This window comes from Prevotella sp. HJM029 (assembly GCF_000599605.1).
Lineage (GTDB): Bacteria > Bacteroidota > Bacteroidia > Bacteroidales > Bacteroidaceae > Prevotella.
This window is the reverse complement of record NZ_KK082660.1, coordinates 42,036-63,569: the sequence shown is the minus strand read 5'-3', so window position 1 is coordinate 63,569 and position 21,534 is coordinate 42,036. Positions and strand designations below refer to the sequence as shown.

Here is a 21,534-nt window from a genome sequence, read left to right as displayed (position 1 = left end):
CGCTGCGAAGGTTGCCTTATGGTGTAAACTACTCATCACTTCACTTTTTTGTTTCACGAGCGCAAAGTTAAATGTTTTTAGCGAAACGAGGAAAGATTTTCGAAATGAATTGTGCGCGTGCCTCATTATCTTGATGTAAATTCATTTCTTTCGCCTCACACATCCCCCATGCTGCGGCTATAGCTTTCGAAAATAAAGGCGCAGACTTGTGCTGGTGAGCACCATGCGCTGGCGGTCGATGGCGGTAATCGAGAATTGTTCGGACAGGGTTTGAATGCCATAGGGATGCAATGGTTGCGGTGTTTGCACAGCGATGTCGCCACTATCGCGCGCCGAAAGATAGGGATGGCTGAGCAACAAATCGTCGCCGTGTTGCGCAAACGAAAGCAGATAGTCGCCGCGTTGGCCGGGCACGTCGCGCAACTCCAACAGCCGCCCTTGGAAAGCCCATGTGCATTGCTGCGCCTCCACGTTGGCATGACCTCCCGTCTGCAATGTGTCGACCGCCGTTAAAAGCCACCAACCATCCAACTTTCCGTTGTGTGACGTTTCCAATTCGCAAGCCGAGAGGCAGAACACAAGAACGATAAGCATGCTAAGATATTTCATTTCTGCTTGGATTTAAAATTCAACATGCCCACTTTGCGCAACGTGAGTTGCAAGCCATTACACATTAATTCTTGCTTCATATTCCTTCTCCTTTTAAACGCTTTATCTCTTGATCAAAATCTGAAATGTACATCTCGTCCTGTTTGCGTCGAAAAGTTTCATATTCACACTCAGCTTTCAGCTTTGCTTCTAAGGCAGAAATGCTTCCTGCACTATTTAATAATGGACGCCCTGCTATCACTAAAAAATCATCTAACAGTTTACTCCAATCGCTCATCGTCATAGGTATTTCTCGCTCTGCACGATCTTCTGCCAAATCGAGATAGGCGGAAACCAGGCGGTTTATGGCTGCCATATGTTTTTGATCAAGATAATTTTTAGCAATCGTCACGTCTGATTTCATCACTTTTCCATCTGGAGCATGACGCCATGTCGTCAATCCCATATGTGGTTGCGTTGCATCGGCCTTTTCATAAATAATCTCAGCAGCAGTCTGTCCTGATATTGCCCAATGCAATTTATTCTGAACAGAAGCAAAGAAGTTCTGTGTTTCTGGTGCATGTTTATCATAGTCAATAGATAGCGTATAAATATCGGTTATCTTTTGATAAAAGCGTCGCTCGCTGGCACGTATTTCTCGAATATCTTCTAATAACTCTTTAAAATAATCATGCCCAAATTGATTACCTTGCTTTAAACGCGTCTTATCTAATACATACCCCTTTGTAATAAATGTATTAAGGGTCTTTGTCGCCCATTGACGAAAGTGTATAGCTTGTGTAGAATTAACTCTATAGCCAACGGATATGATAGCGTCTAATGGATAAAAAGCTACTTCACGCTGTACTTTCCGAGAGCCTTCTGTCTGAACTATCCGAAAATTCCGGATAGTTCCCTCGTGTGGTAGTTCTCCAGAACGAAAAATATTTTTCAAATGCTCATTCACCGTTCGCACATCAACACCAAACAACTCGGCCATACGCTTTTGTGTTAACCAAAAGGTTCCGTCTACATAATGCACTTGAATGTTTATATCACCATTTTCTGTGGTGTATAATAAAATGTTGCTATCCATATCAATTACCGTTTAAAAGATTTTGTTTTAAAATTCAACACACCCACTTTACGCAGCGTGAGTTGCAAGCCTTGCTGACGCCCATAGAGCGTTCCGGCATCCAAAGCAGCAGCGAGAATAACCGACCATCCTGCCCATTTCGATGCTTCGGCAAACACATAGTGCGTCTCGAGCAGCAGGTTCAGTGCTCGGCGCGGAGGATAATACAGCTGATAATAGGTGCCGAAGCCTTGTTGATAGGTGGCTAAAAAACGATAGTGCAAACGAGAAAGCGGCTCACCCATGAGGCCGATGTGCCAAGCTACGAAACGATTGTTTTTCACTTCGATGGTGTGATCCGTGTTATAAATGGGCGAACGATAGAGCGGATTGCCCATCACCATGCCCCAATGTTGCCAGCCCGAGAAGAGATGATGGTTATAAAAATTGTCGCGCCCCACGATATGTTCGGCCACGTTGGGCGTATGGTCGTGATAAACGGGGCCGCCTTGGTATTTGGAATAGACATACTCTGCCACCACCTTTCGCAGCCACGGCGTGCCATTCAGCCGCAGTTCACCACCCAAAAGCCAATCTTTAAAATCATACACAAAATAGCGTTGCCGCTGCATGTGCTGTGCATTGCCGCCCGTGCCCCACCCATTCTTGTTGAGATGAATCATCGACGAGTTGTCTTCAAAATAATGATCGGCATAAAGGCTCACACCCCATGCCGCTTGTTGCCAATTGCATCGCATGAGCCATGCCCCCAAATGATTACCCTCTTTGTTGGTAAACGAACCATCGGTGGCATCGCTCCCTGCAGGAAAAAAGGCATGCCAAAACGCACGGGGCGAGGCGCTGTTGTGCACAACCTCCATACCACCATTTTGCTTCAGATAGGATGTTCCGCCAAATTGCGTGGCCATTTCCAATCCCAATTCCACCGAAAAGGGCACCTGTCGCTCGGGGTTTCCTATCATCACATAGCCCGCTTTGCTGTGGTAAAGCGCACCTTGCGTGTAACGATGTTGCCCTTGGGTGAAACGCTTCTGCCAGCCACTGTCGGTGGGTTTACCATAAGCCACATGCCCTTTCAGGCGCAACCAGCGGTGGGTGAAGGGCACTATCCAATAGCGGGGCAGCGAAAGGCGCACCTCAGGAATCGGCCTTGCATTGATGCCTAATGCCTGATTGCCCGTGGAGAGCTGTCCATCTTTCAAGGCCATGGGCTGCGCTTTGCTGCCAAGAGTGAGCAAAGCATGTCGCCAACGCACCTCCACAAAGGCTTGCTGCACCCACAACGTGCTGCCAAAGCCACGTGCTGCGGCCAACTCTACCCCATAGCCCACGCCCCATTTTCGTGCGTCATCGTGCGCAATGCTACGCTCCAACTCTGCAATAACCGCCCCATTCGACGAGGTCAACGTGCCCCATCCATAGCGATTAGCCATCAACCAAAAGGGTGTTTGCCCATGCGATTGTGTAGTTTGTAGCGCCACGGCATAGTGCAACGAGTCGAACAAAGCGGGTCGTATTGTTGACAACTGGTGTTGCCAAGCATATTGTGCTGCGGCAGATGGCGAGTAAACCAGCCCTAACAGCCAACAAACACACGAGAAAAGAACGGAAGAGCGCACGGAGAGCCTATGCAAAGGATTATTGAATGAGTTTGGGATACACCTGATTAGGAATGGCATCTGTGCGCTCTAACAACGCCCATTCCGAGCTTTTCATATAGTCTTGCCCGGGCTGTTTGTCCTCACGAAACAAAAAGCGCGCGTTGAGATAGCCATCATTACCATCTTTAGCCACCACATAGGCATAAGCGCGACGCCGATAACCCGTCACCGCTTCGCCATTGCGCACAATCGTACTGGTCCAATCTTCCTGCGGCACTACGCTATATAAGATTTGTGCACGCGGATATTTCTTTGCAAAAGCCGCCCGCGCAAGCTTCACCATTTCTTGGTCGGCAGTCGTGTTTTTGTTCACAAACAGGTCGTAATGATACACCGGCATATAGCGCATGCCTTCTACTTCTATCAAACCATCATCCTCGGTTCGCTGCTTTTTCAAGTCATCAACACCAATCTTTTCGCCCAACTCCTTGCCTGTTTCACTCACCTGCTTCTTCGCCTTTTTCCAAATACCTTGCATCTTTTTCACCAAGGTTTCGGGCTTTGCCGTGTTGTTTTTCTGTGCCATCGTGGGCAACCCCATAGCCAGAAAGCCCAACATCAGCACCATGAATCGATTTTTCTTCATAAACTTCTCTAATTTGATTGTCCACAAAAGTAGGATAAAACACCCCAACTACAAAATAATTTCAGTTTATTTAAGGCTGCTATACCACGCTTTTCACCTGCCAAATAGCCATTTGTTTTTGCGAATGTTATCATAAAAAAGACTAATGTGCGAATCAACTTATGACGGCATTTGCTAACTTTGTCCACATGAAACGAATGAAACAGCTTTACATCACCATTATAGCACTGGCGTTTGTTCTGCCCTCCACAGCACAAATGCGCATCCACGAAGGACCTTTGCATAGTTTTGATGCACCAAGGAAGGGCTGGGTGTTGCCAGGCGACACCGTGTTCACCGACACGGCACAATATGTTTACCAAGGACATCCGCAACAAATTGCTTTCATAGAAAATACATCGGATGCTGTTCCCACACCACCCATTTATACATCTCGCTTTAATGACTACGGATGGGGGTTGCACGAAGGCCTCAACGTGTCGGCAGGTTTGTCGGCTTTTGCCACCTTTGGCAAACAAGTTCCCCATCGTGGCGGCTTCAGTCAGAATCTCAGTGCCACCTATTTAGCACCACTTTCGAAGAATCGCAAGCTGTGGTTGGCAGCAGGAGGCACGCTGCGCAACACCAATTGGGGCAGCGATAACTACCGAGAAGCCTTGCTTTATGCTGCCTTGGGCTATCGGTTTAACGACCATTGGGAGGCTTGGGTCTATGGACAAAAGTCTATTGCCAATAGTGCAACGGGGGTATTTGCCTCACCCTATGGCGTCTATCCCGGCCTTGGCTATGGCTTTTATCCCGGGCTTTATAGCAGTTTCTATGGCGGAGGCTTAGGTTTCCCGGGGGCCGACATGGTAGGGGCATCCGTGAAATATTCGGTTAATCCCCATTTTTCATTCCAGCTGAATGTCGAAACAGCTTGGTATCGTCGCCCAGCTTTCCAATATTTCGACCAATATAATTATCCTGCTCCGCGGAATTAACTTTCTCATTAACCCTCATCCTATGGGCTATAGAACCACAAAAGCGGTTGCAAGCATGATGCTTGCAACCGCTTTTGCGCTTTCACCTCTGCTCCATGACAGCGACACTACCCACAAAACAGCACAAAGATGAAACACTTACTTTCGCCAATGAGGTGGCTCAACCACACGAATCTATGTGGGATTATTTCGTTCCTACTTCATCAAGATTGGCACGTTGCGCTGTTTTCATGAAGCGGAATTGCGTGGGGGTCATGCCCGTGACGTTACGAAACTGGCTGCTTAAATGAGCCACACTTGAATAATTCATTTGATAGGCTATCTCGGTTAGCGTCAGTTCATCATAGCGAATCAGCTCTTTCACACGCTCGATGCGTTGCATAATGAAATAACGTTCGATGGTGAGCCCTGTCACTTCACTAAACAATTTGCTCAATGCGCTATAGTCACGATGCAACAGCTGCGCCAAATAGGTGCTCAAATTAAGCCCCTTATCGCCCTGATGATGATGCACCAACTCAATGATAGCAGTCTTCATGCGCTCAATTATCTGCTGCCGCTGATCGTCGAGCAGTTCAAAGCCCAAGGCCTCTAAGCGTGTTTTGAGTTGTGCCAACTGCGCCTCTGTGGGCGTATCACTTACCCAAACTTCCTCCAAATCAATGCGTTCTGGAGTTAGCTTTGTTTCCTTTAGCACCTGTTCCACGGCCATTTTGCAACGGTCGCACACCATATTCTTAATGTTTAACTGCGTTTTTTGCATGTCGTCCCCTTTGCATTAAAACCAAACAAAGAGACACCCTTCATTGGATATCTCTTTGTTGTTGTGGGTGGTGATGGATTCGAACCACCGAAGGCATCGCCAGCAGATTTACAGTCTGCCCCATTTGGCCACTCTGGTAACCACCCTTTCGACTGTGGGCGTTGACGGATTCGAACCGCCGACCCTCTGCTTGTAAGGCAGATGCTCTAAACCAGCTGAGCTAAACGCCCTCATTTTTGAGGCGTTGCAAAAGTAAAGAGATTATTTGGACGACGCAAATTTTTTATTTGTTATTTTACAACTTTTAAGAACCTCAGCCATCTTCTTGCATCCAAAAAGTACCAAAAGACAAGCTTTTGCATGGAAAAAGGACGAAGGACGCATAGACCATTCGGTTTTATTTCGTAAATTTGCCCTAACGAAAAAATACTATATGGCATACGCAGACTATATCCAACAAATTGAAATCGACTCGCTTTGGAGTGGAACCAAACACATCTTGTGGCCTTTGCACCGCCACGTCAATGTGCTGAGTGGCATCAATGGTGTGGGTAAGAGCACCATTCTCACCAAGATTATTCGCAGTTTGTCACAGAATAGTGCTCATGCCTCTCACACGCCCAAGGGAATAAAGCTCACACTGATGCCTCAGACGGCCGACGAAATTCGCTTTGATGTGGTGCGCTCTTTCGACCGCCCGCTCATCAATGCCGACGTGATGGGCAAGTTAGACCTTAGCTTGACTACAGAATTGGACTGGCAACTGTTTCAACTGCAGCGCAAATATTTGGATTATCAGGTGAATGTGGGCAACCAAATGATTGCTGCTTTGCAAAGCGGAACGCCTGACGGGGCTGCCGAAGCACAACGCTATGCCGCCCCCAAACAGCTGTTTCAAGACCTCATCGACTGCCTTTTTGCAGAGACTGGCAAGACCATTGTGCGCACAGAAAACGAGATACGCTTTAACCAAATGGGGGAAAGGCTGCTGCCTTATCAGCTTTCGAGTGGTGAAAAACAGATGCTAATGATTTTGCTCACCGTATTGATGGAAAATCAACTCCCTTATGTGTTGCTCATGGATGAACCCGAAGTGAGCCTGCACTTTGAATGGCAAAAGCAGCTCATCGACCTCATCCTGCAACTCAATCCCAACGTGCAACTCATCATCACCACGCATAGTCCAGCTGTGATTATGAATGGCTGGATGGATCATGTAACCGAAGTTACCGATATCACCCTACCCGATTAACCTCATACCACAATGGCAAAACGACTCCAACAGCACATCTCATCGGCTTATTTTGAAGCAGCCAACCAGCTCACCTCTAAGCAAGCGCGCCGCAAAGTAGTGGCCTATGTGGAGGGCTATGAAGATATCTTCTTCTGGCGTAGTGTGCTCAGCGAGTTAGAAGACGAGGAACACTACTTTGAAGTGATGCTGCCTTCACGTCAACACAAAATAGAACGTGGGAAGAAGGCTGCCATATCACGCTTGCTATCGGATGTAGGTGAAGACATGATTGCGTGTGTCGACGCCGATTACGACTACCTGTTGCAAGGCGTTTCACAAAGCTCAAAGCAGGTGTTAAGCAACCCTTATGTGTTTCACACCTACACCTATGCCATCGAAAACCTGCAATGTTATGCACCTTCCCTGCGCAACGTCGTGGTTTCGGTAGTACTCAACGACCACAACATCTTTGATTTCGAAGCCTTCATGCAACACTATTCTGAAATCATTTACCCTCTTTTTGTGTGGAACATTTGGTATTATCGCTCCACACATTACTGCGATTTCACCATGACACAATTCAATCATGCCATTGATATGGGGGAAATCGATATCAATGCTCCTCAACAAGTCTTGACAAAATTAGCCAAAAAGGTGGGACGCGTGGTGCGAGATCTGCAGGAAAAGAATCCATCTGCAGCGGAGGAATATCAGCAGGTAGCAACCGATTTGGAACGATTGGGAGTCACACCCCATAACACCTATTTATATATACATGGTCATCACTTGCTTGAAAATGTAGTTGAACCACTGCTCAACCGCGTGTGTGACCATCTTTGTCGGGAACAAGAACGTAACATTCAGTACCAAGCAAAGCATTATTTACAAATGCAAAGCGAGATGGCTGGCTATCAACATCGCATAGGAAACGTGGAGTTAGCATTGCGAAAGAATACCAACTTCCGCACAGCTCCACAATATCAACAAATTATTGAACAATTTAAAAGCAAGGAAAAAAGAAAGAGCCAGAAATGAAAAGGCCAATAGATTGCACTGAAAAAGCATAGCTTTTAGTTTTGAATATAACGCAGATTACAGCGTAATATGGCATACATTTTGAGCCTATCAAATCACAAAGCATAACAAATACAGAAGAGAAGATGAAGAAAATAAAAACAGGACACCCCTTGTCGGAGCGTGAAAAAGCATCGCTCACTGCCTATTTAAACGAAATAGGAAAAGAAGTTTTATTAAGTGATGACGAAGAATGCGCCCTCGCACAACAGATTAAAGCGGGCGGAAAACAGGCCGAACGGGCTGCCAACCAATTGGTTTCGGCCAACCTGCGCTTTGTAGTTGCTGTGGCAAAACAATACACAGGCGAGGGCATGTCGATTGCCGACCTCATCAGTGAGGGCAACATGGCCTTGCTCAATGCAGCTTATCATTTTGATGGTGCGCGCGGATTGCGCTTCGTAGGCTATGCCGAACCCTTTGTTCGTAAGGCAATGGAACAAGCGTTAAACGTGCAAAGTGGCATTATCAGACTACCGAAAAATGAGAAAAGCATACAAGAGAAAGAGAATAGCCGAGCCTTCTCTGTCGATGCTCCTTTGCAAAATGGCAAACAAGTGAGCTTGGCCAGCACCTTAAAAGACGACAGTGTGGTACGCCCCGACCAGCAAGTGTTGGCCGATTCAGTGAAAGAAGAATTACTACAAGCCATGGAAATATTGAATGAGCGCGAACAACAAGTAGTGGCTTCCTTCTATGGCATCAACACTCCCCACCTCACTTTTTCCGAGATCGGCATGCGCATGGGACTGAAACGCGAACGAGTGCGTCAGATTAGGAAGCAGGCCGTGCGCAAGCTAAGCCGCCACACCAACTCCGAAATGCTGCGCGTTTACTTTGCATAGCAAGTTGCTATTGGCAGGAATGGCAAATAACACACGCTTATAAATGTGACATTTTGTCACGTATTTATGACAATCCCAAACCACGTACCCATGTTGGCACGTGGTTTGTTTATAAGCGTATGTCTTCGGAAAACTTCCGGGACATGAAACAAGAATAATAAAAAATAAAATATATAAGAATTATGGGTAAGATTATTGGAATTGACTTAGGAACAACAAACAGCTGCGTTGCCGTTTTTGAAGGTAACGAACCTGTTGTGATTGCAAACAGTGAAGGTAAAAGAACCACACCTTCGGTAGTGGGATTTTTGAAAGATGGTGAGCGCAAAGTGGGTGATCCTGCAAAGCGTCAGGCTATCACCAATCCACAGAACACCGTATACTCTATCAAACGTTTCATGGGTGAGACCTATGAACAGAGCCGCAAAGAGGCTGAGGCTATGCCTTATAAAGTGGTTGATGACGCAGGCTATCCACGCGTAGAAATTGAAGGACGCAAATATACTCCGCAAGAGATTTCGGCAATGGTCTTGCAGAAAATGAAGAAAACGGCCGAGGACTATTTGGGACAAGAGGTGACAGATGCAGTGATTACTGTTCCAGCTTATTTCTCTGACTCACAACGTCAGGCTACAAAAGAGGCAGGACAAATCGCAGGTTTGAACGTACAACGCATTGTGAACGAGCCTACAGCTGCAGCACTTGCATATGGTGTTGACAAGGCAAACAAAGATATGAAGATTGCCGTTTTCGACCTTGGTGGTGGTACTTTTGATATCTCTATCTTGGAATTTGGCGGCGGCGTGTTCGAGGTTCTTTCAACCAATGGTGACACACACCTCGGTGGTGACGACTTTGACCAAGTGATTATCAAGTGGCTTGCCGATGGTTTCAAGGCCGATGAAGGTATTGATTTGACCAAGGATCCAATGGCTATGCAACGCTTGAAAGAGGCTGCTGAGAAAGCGAAGATTGAGTTATCGAGCTCGTCTTCGACCGAGATCAACTTGCCTTATATCTCTGCAGAGGGTGGCGTTCCAAAGCATTTGGTTAAGACATTGACCCGTGCTCAGTTCGAGCAATTGGCACACGAGCTCATTCAGGCTTGTTTGGTTCCTTGCCAAAATGCTATTCGTGACGCACACTTGCAGACTTCAGATATCGACGAAGTGATTTTGGTTGGTGGTTCAAGCCGTATTCCTGCTGTGCAGACTTTGGTGAAGAACTACTTCGGGAAAGAGCCTTCTAAGGGTGTAAACCCCGATGAAGTGGTAGCTGTTGGTGCAGCCATTCAAGGCGCCATCTTAAACAAAGAGAGCGGTGTGGGCGACATTGTGTTGCTCGACGTAACGCCTCTGACGTTGGGTATCGAAACCATGGGCGGCGTAATGACCAAGCTCATCGAAGCCAACACCACTATTCCTTGTAAGAAGAGCGAGACTTTTTCGACTGCTGTTGACAACCAAACGGCCGTAACCATCCACGTGTTGCAAGGTGAACGTCCTATGGCAGCTCAGAACAAGAGCATCGGACAATTCAACCTTGAAGGCATTGCACCCGCACGTCGTGGTGTTCCTCAGATTGAAGTTACATTCGATATTGATGCCAATGGTATTCTGAATGTAAGCGCAAAGGATAAGGCTACAGGTAAGGAGCAGAAGATTCGCATTGAAGCTTCAAGTGGCTTGAGTCAGGAAGAAATCGACAGAATGAAGGCTGAAGCTGAACAGAATGCTGCGGCAGACAAAGCTGAACGTGAGAAAGTGGATAAGCTCAACCAAGCTGACTCATTAATCTTCACGACAGAGAACTTCTTGAAGGACAATGCCGACAAGGTTCCTGCCGACAAGAAAGCACCTATCGAAACAGCACTCCAGCAACTGAAAGATGCCCACAAGGCCGCTGATGTTGCAGCCATCGATACAGCAACTACAGCCCTCAACGCAGCCGTTCAAGCAGCCAGTGCACAGATGTATCAAGGTGGTGCACAGCCTGGTGCTGACGCACAAGGCTTCCAAGGCGGTCAACAAGCACAGGATAACGGCAACAATAGTGCCGATGACATCCAAGATGCCGACTTCGAGGAAGTAAAGTAAAAGTGCTAACAAACGCTAATTAAAAATAAGTAAATCCCAGTAACATAATAAGTTGCTGGGATTTTTATTTCTTAATAATAATTAAATATCATCGTTTTTAATCGTTTTTGTGCTTATATTTGTACCATATTTGTGCCGCAACTTAATGGGAGATAAAGTGCGACTTAATTTAAAAGATAGATTGATAATCAAATATATACAAATAGTATGGCAAGTGCAAAATTTCAAATAGAGCGGAAATGCGAAATTTGCGGTAAATCTTTTATTGCAAAGACGCTGACCTCCAGATACTGCTCTAAGAACTGTTCTCAAGCTGCATACAAACAAAGAAAAAAGGAAGGACAATTGGATGCATTGAAAAGAGAAAAGGCTGCGAGAGTTCCGAAGAACCAGCCTTTTCTCTCAATAGCTGATGCAACTGCATTATTTGATATTGGACGAGATTCCCTTTATCGCTTAATCAGGAATAAACAAGTCCGTTATTATAACCTCGGACTAAGGATGATACGTATTTGCAAAGCTGATTTACAAGAACGTTTTGATCTACGTCCTTACGATGAAAGAAGAAAAGAAAAACATTCGGAAGTAAAGACTTACCGGCTTGAGCCTGAAGATTGTTATACGATTGGAGAAATAGCTAAGAAGTTTGGTATCCATGATAGTACTGTATATCTGCATATTCGCAAATATTCTATTCCAACAAGGCAGATTGGTAATTACGTCTATGCACCAAAATCAGAGATAGACAATTTGTATAAACACTAACCCGCGACATACAATGAGAAAGGAACTTGATAATACAAAGGCAACAGTACGATTGCGAAAGAGTGCCTATCGAAAAGAATGGTACCTGTATATAGAAAGCTATCCTGTGAGAGTAGCTGGAAAAGATTCTCCACAAAGAGTGCGTGAGTATCTAAACAGAACAATCACTACTCCTATTTGGGATAAAAGCAGAACAGCTCGTACTACCGAAGCGACTCAAACCTTCAAACCTAAACGAGATTTGAACGGAATTATCTTGTGCAAAAGTGAGATAGACCAAGAGGCCTGTATTTATGCAGATAGTGTTAGAAAACTACGGCAGCGTGAATATGATAATGCAAGCTTGTATAGTGACACAGAAACAGCACAAGCAGAACAGAAAGAACGATTGCAACAAAATTTCATCAAGTACTTTGATAAAGTGGCAGACAAGCGACACAGTAATAGTTCCCTTTCAATTCGAACAAACTGGGAGCGGGTACATGTTTTATTGAAAATGTTTGCTGGAGATACGCTACTCTTTTCACAGATAGATAATAGATTGGCAGAAGATTTTAAGTTTTTCTTGTTGTCCGCCCCTTGTGGTGGAAGTAAAAAAGGGACAATATCACGAAATACAGCTTCTACGTATTTTTCTATTTTTAAGGCTGCACTCAAACAAGCATTCATAGACGGATATTTGACCATAGATTTATCTGCAAAAATCAAAGGCATACAGGAACAAGAATCCCGAAGGGAATACTTAACTCTTGATGAACTGAATAAGTTAGCTAATACCCCTTGTGAACGTGATGTACTTAAACGAGCTGCACTCTTCTCTGCTCTGACAGGATTAAGACATTGCGATATTCAAAAGCTAAAATGGAATGAAATAGCCATAGAAGGGAACCAAGTCAAACTTCTCTTTACTCAGAGAAAGACAAAAGGGGTGGAGTATATGCCCATCTCAGAGCAGGCTTTTAAACTTTGTGGAGAACCAAGACAACCAGAACAACTTGTTTTTGAAGGATTACCAAATCCTTCTTGGATTTCTCGCCCATTAAGGGCATGGATTGAGAAAGCTGGTATTCAGAAGCACCTCAGCTTTCATTGTTTTAGGCACACATTTGCTACCCTTCAACTTGCAAACGGAACAGACATCTATACTGTAAGCAAGATGCTTGGGCATACAAATGTCAAAACAACTCAAGTATATGCAAAGGTTGTCGATGAAAAGAAAAATAAAGCAGCCAATGCTATTCAAATAGATATTGAAAATGATAAAACATAATTCGACAATATAATATGAATACCAAATATTTTGAACATATCGTAGTATATTTGTCTGTTCTTGTTGTTTGTGTCATCATTGCGTTGTTCGCAAGAGTGGTTGCCTTACGTTTAGGGGTTGATGAATTTACTGCACAAATAGTCTTTTGGAGTGTTGTTGCCATAGGCATCATCATTTATTCTATATTGTCTATTTTGGTAGAGGGACTATTTACGGCATTAGTCAAGTTTTTCTTTCCAAAGAAACAAGAAGATAAAACAAATGATAAAGCATCCGACGCTGAGGCTGGACAAGTAGTAGACGGTGTTGGCGGTTCATCTTCCGAACAACAGCAACAATCAATGGACTTTGACTCAATTCGGCAACAGCAACAAAAGATAATGGACCAAAAGGAACAGGATAGACGTACGATAGCTATTAAATATACTCAACAGCAATTCGCACCTTATGTTTCAGATAAAGATTTGCTCAAGCTTTGTGAATATATAGAGTTGTACTCCGCTAAGCTTCCCTTATCACACGTTGAATCAATTAATATCAAAGGTTTAGTTGCCTTAGACCTGTTTCATTTTGGTTGGAATATATGGAATCATTTTAAAGTTGGCAAACAAGATGAAATTTCGCAGTTCCTTAAGCAGGTTTTTGCCACCACATTCAAAGATGTAGAAGTTGGAAGTATAAAAAGTCATCTCCGTGATGACGAGAAGAAAGGCACTATACCCATTGTACAAAGCCTTTCAGACCACCAAATAACAGAATAACACACAAACCTATTGTGTTTTTATAGTGTTTCTTCAGTGTCTTAGGACACAGAGGAAACACTTTTTTCATTTGCACCGTAAAAATCAATAACAAGTATTATGGTACAAAATGAAATCACTTTTGAGAACTTGCCAAAGGCAGTTGCTCACTTAGTCAGCGAAGTTGCTGAAATCAAGAATTTAGTATGTAAAGGACAACCCCCTATTGTCTCTCCCAAACGTATTCCTATTGGAATAGATGATGCGTGTAAACTTATAGGGAAAGCCAAACCCACGGTTTACACCTTAGTACGTAAACGCTCACTACCTTGTTATAAGAATGGTAAGCATCTCTATTTTTTTGAAGATGAGTTGTTGGCATGGATTGAAGGAGGTAAGAAAAAGACTGTTGCCGAAATCAACGAGGAGGCAAAAGCTTTTATCTCTGAAAAGCATTCTGATTCTTCCCTTTTATAACTATATGCATTATGGAAAAGGAAAGAACTGAAGGGCGAGCCAAGCAATCTAAGAATGAACGCATAGAACAATTCTTGAAAGAACATTATGCTTTTCGTTTTAATACAGTTAAAAGTAGAACAGAGTTTCGAGAACAAGATTCTAATACTTCATTCCGTCCTCTTACTAAATATGATATTAACTCTATGCGTCGGCTGGTAGATGGGACTTTGGGAATATATACTCCAGCAGATAATATTCGAGCAATATTGGAGAGCGACTTTTGCAATAAAGTTAACCCGATTCGTGAGTATTTGTTGAATCTTCCAAAGCCTAAAGGTGAAGATGAATCTGAAATCATAAGGTTGGCAAATTGTGTTGTGGTGAGAAATCCTGATAAATGGAAACACTACTTTGTAAAATGGTTGGTTGCTGTCGTAGCCAATGCTATGGATGATTTACAGTGTCGTAATCATACATGTTTAGTTCTTACAGGTGAACAAGGAAAATTCAAAACAACTTTCCTTGATTTACTTTGTCCAGAAGAACTGAAGAGTTATCTTTTCACAGGAAAGATTGACCCACAAGGAAAAGATGTACAAACACTGATTGCGGAATACCTTTTTATCAATATTGACGACCAGCTAAAGGCACTCAATAAGAGAGATGAAAATGAATTGAAGAATCTGATAACGACACCAAGAGTAAAATATCGTAGACCATACGACACTTACATCGAAGAGTATCCACATCTGGCAAGCTTTATGGCATCTGTTAATGGTAATGATTTTCTAACAGATCCGACAGGAAGTCGTCGCTTTCTACCTTTTGAAGTTGAACACATTGATATTGACGCAGCTAAAGGGATTAATATCAACAAGGTGTACTCTGAGGCAGTTGAATTGTGGAGAGTTGACTATCATTATTGGTTCAATGAAGAGGAAATAGCTGAACTACACCAAGAGAGCGAAGGGTTTCAAGTGCAGACTGTTGAGTATGAAATGCTTCTTAAAGGCATGGAAAAGCCAGCAGCAACCGAAGAAAGTTATATGACCACTTCTGAAATCTTAAACTATTTGCGTGGATATACAACGCTTAACCTAAGTGAAAGGAGAATGGGAGAAGCCTTGAAAAAGGCTGGTTTCTTACGGAAATCCAAAAGGATAGGTGGCAATCCAATGTATGTTTACCATATACGCAAGATTGTTCCAAATCCCTTTATTCAAAGTTACAATACTAATTATTAATACTACTTTACTACAAAGAGAGATAAAGCATTGAAAGAAAAAAGGTTATACCGTAGTAAATAATGATATAAGGTATTACTACCTCATTACTACCAACCGACCATATACATGTGCAATGATTACTACAAAGATAGTTAGTACTACATATTTTTCTTTCATTGTCAATGACTTACAAGAATATCACATTGTAGTAAGTACTAAACTTAAAAGTTACAAGTATGACAATAGATGAAATTAAAGCAATATCAATTAAAGATTACTTAGGTAGTATGTCTATATACCCTATAAAGAATTATGGCTATTACGGAATGTATAAAAGTCCATTCCGAAATGAACATACTCCAAGTTTCAAAGTTGATTATAACCAAAATCTATGGTATGACTTTGCACTTGATGAAGGTGGGAGTCTTATAGATTTAGTTATGAAATTACATAATTGCAGTTTAATACAAGCTATAGAGTTGTTTAATGGCAAACAAAATAACCTACCCAAATTCTCCATAGCTAATAGCAAAACAATTTCTCCAAACCAATCACGTATAGAGGTTATTGGCTCTACCAACTTATGTCATCCGAATCTCATAGAATATTTCACACATAGAGGAATCAATCTGAACATTGCGAAAAAATATTGTAGGGAAATCCATTATAGAATTGGTGGATAGGAGTTTTTACGCAATAGGATTTCCAAATAATTCTTATGGGTATGCGTTGCGCAATCCATACTTCAAAGGGTGTTTGTCTCCTTCCGATGTGTCGTATGTTCCCAATCCCTCAGAACAAATCAATCTGTTTGAAGGTTTTATGGATTATCTTAGTCTGCTTACGATGAGTCCAGAGGAAGAGAAGAAAGCTGCACTGATACTTAACTCGATTAATAATATCAAAAAGTCAATATTTTTCCTTTCAAAGCACAAACTCATCTGTTCATATTTAGATAATGATGAAGGAGGAAAGCGAGCTTTAGAACAACTTAAAAGAGATGATTTTGCTGTTCAAGACTGCTCTTTCGTCTTCCAAAATTATAAAGACCTAAATGAGTATTTATGTGCTGAATTCAAGCATTCAGAGAAAGCAGAAAATAAGAAAATCAAAGGAATAAGACTATAACTATGGGATATGCTTCGCATAATCTATTTTCGGGGAGCAAGTTTATGTTTTGGGCATACCAAAACCACTTGCTCCACCTCCTGCCACTCGGTGCAGAGGATTATCCCGCTGGTCTCCATCAAATCAAAAAAAGTATGATAAAAACAGAATATAAAAAAGGAGGTCGTCCAACCAAGGGCGTAGCCGAAAAGAAGAAATACCGTATCACGGTGAAACTGAATACGCAGGATTACTATACGCTCAAAGGCAAAGCCAAAAGTGCAGGAGTAACCATAAGTGAGTTTGTAAGAAAAGTTCTTGATAAAGGAAATGTCATTGAACGACTGACCATAGAGCAAGCTGACTTCATCCGTAAGCTGTGCGGCATGGCAAATAATCTCAATCAGTTGGCACATCGTGCCAATGCGGAAGGATTTCATACCATTGCTCCTTTCCATAAAATCATCATTAGCAAGATAGATGAAATATTAAATCTGATACGAAGATGATAGCCAAAATTATGAAAGGTTCGGGCTTCAAGGGTGTTATCAATTACATCCTTCACCCGAAGAAAGGAACAAAACTCATTGATAGTTCTGGAGTGAGAACAGACAGTATCAACCATATTGTTCTGAGCTTTATTGACCAAACGGAACTGAATCCAAGAGTGAGAAAAGTTGTCGGACATATCTCTCTGAGTTTCTCTGTGCAGGATTCTTCCAGATTAAGCAACGAGTTCATGGTACAGATGGCTCGTGAGTATATGGAGAAGATGGGAATAAAAGATACGCAATACATCGTTGGGCGCCACTTTGACAAAGAGCACCCTCATGTGCATATAGCTTTCAACCGAATAGATAATAACGGCAAGACTATCTCTGACTGTAATGACAGATTCAGAAGTGAGAAGATTTGCAAGGAACTGACCGCCAAATACGGTTTATACTTTGCCGAGGGCAAGGAGAAAGTCAAAGAGTATCGCTTGAAAGAACCCGATAAGACCAAATATGAAATCTATCAGGCATTGAAAGCAGAAATAGCTCGGTGCAGGGATTGGACAACTCTCCTTAGTCGTTTGGAAAAGCAGGATATTGGTGTCCGTTTTAAGTATAAAGGCAACTCACAGGAGGTGCAGGGAATTATCTTTGAAAAGAACAGTTATCATTTCAATGGCTCAAAAGTGGATAGGGGGTTCAGTTATCCCAAGATAGACTTTGCTCTGCAACAGAATAATAAGGAACACGAACAGCAAACACAGGGAATGATAAACCTCATATCCAATGTTGCAAGTGTTACGAGCGAAATTACCAACAACCTCATAGAAGGAGGATTGGATTTGTTTCAAACTCATGGTACTGTCCCTGCGGAGGTTTACAACACATTCGATAAAAAGAAGAAAAAGAAAAAACGTAAAATACATTTATAACTATGGCTGATAATAATACATTTGTCCTCTTTGAGGAAATCAAAAACAAGCTGGAAACAATTTACAGGGAGCTAAAGGAACTGAAAGAAAAGGAGAACGGCTCTGTTTCCCTCCCTGTTCAATCTACACTAGCACAAAGTGATGAGCAGAAAGAACAGGAATTGCTCAATCAGTATGAACAGCGAACAAAAGAAGTAATTAACAAGTATATTGGTGTGCAAGTGCGCATCAAAGACGAGGAAGCTAAATCCATAGACAAATTGGCGGCAAGCGTCTTGACCATGTTGCACGAATGGCAGGAGAAGAAAGAGCATCCAATACCGCAGGAACATATTCACAGGCACAGCTTTGATATCAAATCGTCAAGAGTCTTTACTACTATGGTAGCAGTGTCTTTCCTTTGTTTTATTTCTTTGGTCGGCAATTACTTCTTGTGGCAAAGCAAACAACAATACAAAGATGATGCCTTGAAATTTCGTATCATTAGAGTATGGAGAGGTTGTAGCCCTAAGGAAATCCTATGGCTTAACGATGTGTTTGACATTCATCGCAATGAAAAGATTATCAAACTAATCAAGGAAAAAGCCGATGATTACGACATGGAATTGAAGCAAAAGGCAGATAGTTTGATGCAGAATAACCTGCAAAATAAGAAAAATAAATAGTGTTGAACATATAAACTTTAATAAGAGGGAAAATTCCCCTCTTATTGAGTATTTTATACAAGAAAATTTACTATATTTGCAAACAATCATATAATATTTATGGAAAGTCCAACTAATAGAATTAAAGAGGTGCTTATCGAGAAAGGGATTAAGCAAACATGGCTTGCAGAGAAACTCGGTAAGAGTTTCACTATTGTCAACTCATACGTTTGCAATCGTCGACAGCCAAGCCTAGAATTGCTATTCCAGATAGCAGAGATCCTACAGGTTAATCCAAAGGAATTGATTAATACCCCAGATGAGTAACTTTATTATGGTAGAGCATAAAAAATCTATTCGTTTTTTCAACAACCGTGAAGTTAGGACGGTGTGGGATGACGAACGCAATAAGTGGTGGTTCTCTGTGCTGGACATCATTGCTGCAATTAACGAGCAAGACGATTATCAGAAGGCGAGAAACTATTGGAAGTATCTTAAAACTAAGTTGAAGATGGAGAATAACGAACTGGTTAGTACCACTAACCAGTTTAAACTACAGGCTCCAGATGGAAAACAACGATTGACAGATATGTTGGATGGAGAAGGGGTTGTTCTACTGGCAAAAGCAATACCCAATGTCAAGGCAATGGGATTTCTTGATTGGTTTACCTACAGCGACAACACTATTGACGGACAGAGCAAGAAAAAGGCTTATCAGCTTTTTGAAAGTGGTATCTTAAAGACTGTAGACCCAGGTACAATCAAATGTTTACAGCAAATACATGCTTATCTCTTTGGAGGACTGTATGACTTTGCAGGACAAATCCGAACTAAGAATATATCCAAAGGAGGTTTCACTTTCGCTAATTGTATGCACTTCCCTGCTACGCTACAAACGATTGAAAGAATGCCAGAAAACACCTTCGACGAAATAATGGACAAGTATGTCGAAATGAACGTAGCCCATCCTTTTATGGAAGGCAACGGTCGTAGCACTCGCATTTGGCTTGACCTCATGCTGAAGCGTTTCTCTCAAACGGTGTGTAGATTGGAGTCAGATAGATAAAAATGAATATCTGACCGCCATGCGTGAGAGTGTTTCTGATAGCACGTACATCAAAGCCTTGGTACTGCCTGCACTCACTACCAAGATTAATGACCAAGAAATGTTTATGAAAGGTATCGACTATTCATATTATTATGAGCAGAATAAGTAAGCAGGTAGGAGTTTATAGACCATTTTATCCTATGAATAAATTTATAAAAAAAATATAATTATGTCGCAGAAAAAGAGTTTAATACATCTTCTTGGTTCATGTGAAAAACATGAGTTTGATAGAGTTGTGAAATCGTATTTAAAGGAGGTGTATTCTTATAATAGAGTAATAAATACGGATGGTAAGGATGATATTGGATTAGATATGAAAGTCTTAGATGCTAGTGGTTGTACGTATCAGTATCAGCTAACTGTTCAGAAATCTAGTACTGCAAAAGAAAAGAATGCATTGAAGGACAAAATATTTAAGGATGTACAGAAAGCAAAGGAAAATTGCAACGATGGGTATAAAAATATTTTGTTTTTCTTTTACTCTTATCCTTTGACTAATAAATTGAAGCGGGATTATAAGCGAGAGGCCTTGAAAGATTATGAAATACAGCTGGAAATTATAGATGCTAATCAAATAGCAGAAGAAGCAGAAGATCTGGCTAACCTTAAAAAGAGCATTTACTCTTTATCAGATATAAGTGAATTTAAAACAAGTTCTTTTGAAGATGGTAAAAAAAATCATTTGATTTATGACCTTGTTAGTTTCGGCAAGACCTCTGAAATTAAATTGGAAATTGTAAAAGCGTACATTTTACAGGAACTTTATATACGCACAAGTTTGACGAGCAAAGATATAGAGCAATCTTGTACTACTAATTTTAAATCGAGTGAGAATAATGTGTTTTACAATAAACTGTTACAAAATCTATATAATGTAGAACAGAAAATATTGTATGATAAGAAAAGTAAAATGTATTCTCTAACAGAAACGACCCGAAAGGAAATTTCTAACACAAATGAGCAAATTAATATTGAGGAGAGTCACTTTGTAAATCAAATAGGAGCGATACTAAAAGAAAACAATATAGGTATTTACAACCGATTATTACTCAATATTTTATAGATAATAAGTCAGAAATATGGTTGTTATTTTTAATTGCACATTCTAAAAGGTGAAGATTTAACGCTTTTATTGATTATTAACTCAAAAAGGACATCAACTTGGGTCGTTTCTTCTCTTTTCCTTGCTATTCGTTTCCGATATTCCACTTTTGTTTTGGTCTATCTCATATGTACTGCAAAGGTATTGATTTTTGTTTGATATTGCTCCTTGCTTGCTCCTTGTCGTAGATTAATTTTCACACAGGAATTTTTGTTCTCTTTCTATAGGGGCTTGAAACAATCCATTTATTGGAAACAATTAAAGACGGAGCTGGTTTGCCCCAGTGCTTTTTAAGAAACAGGGCAATTATTTTATCTCCACAAAGGCTCTTGTTCCCAATTATGAGGAAAGCCTAATAAACGAGTTCTTACTGATGGGTATTTCGATAAAAGCTGCTTGAAATCTGCAACAAAAGTGTTGCCCATAGAAATGGAGTTAAGCCAATACACCACATAGCAGAGTTGCGGATAAAGTGTTTGTTCACGGAACGAGAAATCCGTAATCCATGTGTTTGGCATACGCATAGGCATCATTGGCTTGACAGGAAAGACCCGATTTGACAGTCTTGAATGATGGGCGCAGCAATTACGAAGTACGGGTCTGGGTACGGATTAAAAGGCTAAGTGATTATTTCCAGTCATTTAGCCTTTTTAATTATCTAATTTTTCCCCACATTTTCCCCACAGCTGTCTATTTATATATTTTAGAAACATATTTTTCCGTAAAGTTATGTACCTTTGTCGGCAAATAAAGATATTCTC

General features: G+C 41.8%; 20 protein-coding genes, 2 tRNA genes and 2 pseudogenes. 17 read left to right on the top strand and 7 right to left on the bottom strand.

Annotated elements, in window-relative coordinates; translation table 11 throughout:
• Positions 1–177: 177 nt before the first annotated feature.
• The 4 genes from X919_RS0107245 to X919_RS0107225 form a co-directional block, all read right to left on the bottom strand.
• The gene (locus X919_RS0107245; RefSeq protein WP_028899570.1) at positions 178–609 is read right to left on the bottom strand and encodes a lipocalin-like domain-containing protein; all 432 of its coding nucleotides are present in this window, start codon (positions 607–609) and stop codon (positions 178–180) included.
• A 76-nt stretch (positions 610–685) separates the two neighbouring features.
• A complete protein-coding gene (locus X919_RS0107235; RefSeq protein WP_028899569.1) occupies positions 686–1,684 on the bottom strand; it encodes a virulence RhuM family protein in 999 nt (332 codons plus the stop codon).
• A gap of 5 nt (positions 1,685–1,689) precedes the next feature.
• Positions 1,690–3,363: a capsule assembly Wzi family protein gene (locus X919_RS0107230; RefSeq protein WP_028899568.1), complete on the bottom strand. Its 1,674-nt coding sequence runs from the start codon at positions 3,361–3,363 to the stop codon at positions 1,690–1,692.
• Positions 3,323–3,931 (bottom strand): hypothetical protein, encoded by a 609-nt coding sequence (locus X919_RS0107225; protein WP_028899567.1) that lies wholly within the window; start codon positions 3,929–3,931, stop codon positions 3,323–3,325. Before X919_RS0107225 ends, X919_RS0107230 begins: the two co-directional genes overlap by 41 nt.
• Positions 3,932–4,128: 197 nt before the next feature.
• Here X919_RS0107225 and X919_RS0107220 point away from each other — a divergent pair, with 197 nt between their 5' ends.
• A complete protein-coding gene (locus X919_RS0107220; protein ID WP_028899566.1) occupies positions 4,129–4,914 on the top strand; it encodes a hypothetical protein in 786 nt (261 codons plus the stop codon).
• Positions 4,915–5,098: 184 nt separating this feature from the next.
• Here X919_RS0107220 and X919_RS0107215 read toward each other — a convergent pair whose 3' ends face one another.
• The 3 genes from X919_RS0107215 to X919_RS0107205 form a co-directional block, all read right to left on the bottom strand.
• Positions 5,099–5,677 (bottom strand): helix-turn-helix domain-containing protein, encoded by a 579-nt coding sequence (locus tag X919_RS0107215; RefSeq protein WP_028899565.1) that lies wholly within the window; start codon positions 5,675–5,677, stop codon positions 5,099–5,101.
• Positions 5,678–5,741: 64 nt separating this feature from the next.
• A tRNA-Tyr gene (locus X919_RS0107210) sits at positions 5,742–5,823 on the bottom strand.
• Positions 5,824–5,832: 9 nt separating this feature from the next.
• Positions 5,833–5,907 (bottom strand) — tRNA-Val (locus X919_RS0107205).
• A gap of 203 nt (positions 5,908–6,110) precedes the next feature.
• Here X919_RS0107205 and X919_RS0107200 point away from each other — a divergent pair.
• The 16 genes and pseudogenes from X919_RS0107200 (at position 6,111) to X919_RS0107120 (ending at position 20,734) form a co-directional block, all read left to right on the top strand.
• Positions 6,111–6,929, top strand: a complete 819-nt coding sequence (locus tag X919_RS0107200) for an AAA family ATPase (RefSeq protein WP_028899564.1) — start codon at positions 6,111–6,113, stop codon at positions 6,927–6,929.
• A 12-nt stretch (positions 6,930–6,941) separates the two neighbouring features.
• Complete coding sequence (locus X919_RS0107195) at positions 6,942–7,946, top strand: DUF4435 domain-containing protein (RefSeq protein WP_028899563.1); 1,005 nt, start codon at positions 6,942–6,944, stop codon at positions 7,944–7,946.
• A gap of 125 nt (positions 7,947–8,071) precedes the next feature.
• Positions 8,072–8,830: a sigma-70 family RNA polymerase sigma factor gene (locus X919_RS0107190; RefSeq protein ID WP_028899562.1), complete on the top strand. Its 759-nt coding sequence runs from the start codon at positions 8,072–8,074 to the stop codon at positions 8,828–8,830.
• Positions 8,831–9,012: 182 nt separating this feature from the next.
• Positions 9,013–10,926 carry a molecular chaperone DnaK gene (gene dnaK / locus X919_RS0107185; protein WP_028899561.1) on the top strand — a complete coding sequence of 638 codons (1,914 nt, stop codon included), beginning with the start codon at positions 9,013–9,015 and terminating at the stop codon, positions 10,924–10,926.
• Between the two features lie 207 nt (positions 10,927–11,133).
• Entirely contained in the window at positions 11,134–11,691 is a 558-nt protein-coding gene (locus X919_RS0107180; RefSeq protein ID WP_028899560.1) for a helix-turn-helix domain-containing protein, read from the top strand.
• Between the two features lie 13 nt (positions 11,692–11,704).
• On the top strand, positions 11,705–12,961 hold the full coding sequence (locus X919_RS0107175) for a site-specific integrase (RefSeq protein ID WP_028899559.1): 1,257 nt from the start codon (positions 11,705–11,707) through the stop codon (positions 12,959–12,961).
• A gap of 14 nt (positions 12,962–12,975) precedes the next feature.
• Complete coding sequence (locus X919_RS0107170) at positions 12,976–13,722, top strand: hypothetical protein (RefSeq protein WP_028899558.1); 747 nt, start codon at positions 12,976–12,978, stop codon at positions 13,720–13,722.
• A 99-nt stretch (positions 13,723–13,821) separates the two neighbouring features.
• Positions 13,822–14,178 carry a helix-turn-helix domain-containing protein gene (locus X919_RS0107165; protein ID WP_028899557.1) on the top strand — a complete coding sequence of 119 codons (357 nt, stop codon included), beginning with the start codon at positions 13,822–13,824 and terminating at the stop codon, positions 14,176–14,178.
• Between the two features lie 11 nt (positions 14,179–14,189).
• A complete protein-coding gene (locus tag X919_RS0107160; RefSeq protein WP_028899556.1) occupies positions 14,190–15,404 on the top strand; it encodes a virulence-associated E family protein in 1,215 nt (404 codons plus the stop codon).
• Between the two features lie 218 nt (positions 15,405–15,622).
• Positions 15,623–16,514 (top strand): annotated as a pseudogene (locus tag X919_RS15070) (toprim domain-containing protein).
• 134 nt (positions 16,515–16,648) lie between these two features.
• Positions 16,649–17,002, top strand: coding sequence for a plasmid mobilization protein (gene mobC / locus X919_RS0107150; RefSeq protein ID WP_028899555.1), 354 nt, complete (start codon positions 16,649–16,651; stop codon positions 17,000–17,002).
• Positions 16,999–17,919, top strand: a complete 921-nt coding sequence (locus tag X919_RS0107145) for a relaxase/mobilization nuclease domain-containing protein (protein ID WP_028899554.1) — start codon at positions 16,999–17,001, stop codon at positions 17,917–17,919. Before mobC ends, X919_RS0107145 begins: the two co-directional genes overlap by 4 nt.
• Positions 17,920–17,921: 2 nt before the next feature.
• A complete protein-coding gene (locus X919_RS0107140) occupies positions 17,922–18,584 on the top strand; it encodes a hypothetical protein (protein ID WP_028899553.1) in 663 nt (220 codons plus the stop codon).
• A 99-nt stretch (positions 18,585–18,683) separates the two neighbouring features.
• Positions 18,684–18,890, top strand: coding sequence for a helix-turn-helix domain-containing protein (locus X919_RS0107135; protein WP_004362600.1), 207 nt, complete (start codon positions 18,684–18,686; stop codon positions 18,888–18,890).
• Positions 18,883–19,780: pseudogene (gene fic / locus X919_RS0107130) on the top strand (protein adenylyltransferase Fic). Before X919_RS0107135 ends, fic begins: the two are co-directional and overlap by 8 nt.
• A 60-nt stretch (positions 19,781–19,840) precedes the next feature.
• Positions 19,841–20,734, top strand: a complete 894-nt coding sequence (locus X919_RS0107120; protein ID WP_028899551.1) for a hypothetical protein — start codon at positions 19,841–19,843, stop codon at positions 20,732–20,734.
• Positions 20,735–21,534 lie beyond the last annotated feature (800 nt).

Excerpts from the sequence above, each read along its gene's own strand:
- X919_RS0107235 (WP_028899569.1), bottom strand. The coding sequence starts at position 1,684 with ATGGATAGCAACATTTTATTATACACCACAGAAAATGGTGATATAAAC.
- X919_RS0107230 (WP_028899568.1), bottom strand. The coding sequence starts at position 3,363 with ATGCCATTCCTAATCAGGTGTATCCCAAACTCATTCAATAATCCTTTG.
- X919_RS0107245 (WP_028899570.1), bottom strand. The coding sequence starts at position 609 with ATGAAATATCTTAGCATGCTTATCGTTCTTGTGTTCTGCCTCTCGGCT.
- X919_RS0107170 (WP_028899558.1), top strand. The coding sequence starts at position 12,976 with ATGAATACCAAATATTTTGAACATATCGTAGTATATTTGTCTGTTCTT.
- X919_RS0107180 (WP_028899560.1), top strand. The coding sequence starts at position 11,134 with ATGGCAAGTGCAAAATTTCAAATAGAGCGGAAATGCGAAATTTGCGGT.
- X919_RS0107200 (WP_028899564.1), top strand. The coding sequence starts at position 6,111 with ATGGCATACGCAGACTATATCCAACAAATTGAAATCGACTCGCTTTGG.
- X919_RS0107140 (WP_028899553.1), top strand. The coding sequence starts at position 17,922 with ATGGCTGATAATAATACATTTGTCCTCTTTGAGGAAATCAAAAACAAG.
- X919_RS0107145 (WP_028899554.1), top strand. The coding sequence starts at position 16,999 with ATGATAGCCAAAATTATGAAAGGTTCGGGCTTCAAGGGTGTTATCAAT.
- mobC (WP_028899555.1), top strand. The coding sequence starts at position 16,649 with ATGATAAAAACAGAATATAAAAAAGGAGGTCGTCCAACCAAGGGCGTA.
- X919_RS0107190 (WP_028899562.1), top strand. The coding sequence starts at position 8,072 with ATGAAGAAAATAAAAACAGGACACCCCTTGTCGGAGCGTGAAAAAGCA.
- X919_RS0107160 (WP_028899556.1), top strand. The coding sequence starts at position 14,190 with ATGGAAAAGGAAAGAACTGAAGGGCGAGCCAAGCAATCTAAGAATGAA.
- X919_RS0107135 (WP_004362600.1), top strand. The coding sequence starts at position 18,684 with ATGGAAAGTCCAACTAATAGAATTAAAGAGGTGCTTATCGAGAAAGGG.
- X919_RS0107215 (WP_028899565.1), bottom strand. The coding sequence starts at position 5,677 with ATGCAAAAAACGCAGTTAAACATTAAGAATATGGTGTGCGACCGTTGC.
- X919_RS0107225 (WP_028899567.1), bottom strand. The coding sequence starts at position 3,931 with ATGAAGAAAAATCGATTCATGGTGCTGATGTTGGGCTTTCTGGCTATG.
- X919_RS0107220 (WP_028899566.1), top strand. The coding sequence starts at position 4,129 with ATGAAACAGCTTTACATCACCATTATAGCACTGGCGTTTGTTCTGCCC.
- X919_RS0107195 (WP_028899563.1), top strand. The coding sequence starts at position 6,942 with ATGGCAAAACGACTCCAACAGCACATCTCATCGGCTTATTTTGAAGCA.
- X919_RS0107175 (WP_028899559.1), top strand. The coding sequence starts at position 11,705 with ATGAGAAAGGAACTTGATAATACAAAGGCAACAGTACGATTGCGAAAG.
- X919_RS0107120 (WP_028899551.1), top strand. The coding sequence starts at position 19,841 with ATGTCGCAGAAAAAGAGTTTAATACATCTTCTTGGTTCATGTGAAAAA.
- dnaK (WP_028899561.1), top strand. The coding sequence starts at position 9,013 with ATGGGTAAGATTATTGGAATTGACTTAGGAACAACAAACAGCTGCGTT.
- X919_RS0107165 (WP_028899557.1), top strand. The coding sequence starts at position 13,822 with ATGGTACAAAATGAAATCACTTTTGAGAACTTGCCAAAGGCAGTTGCT.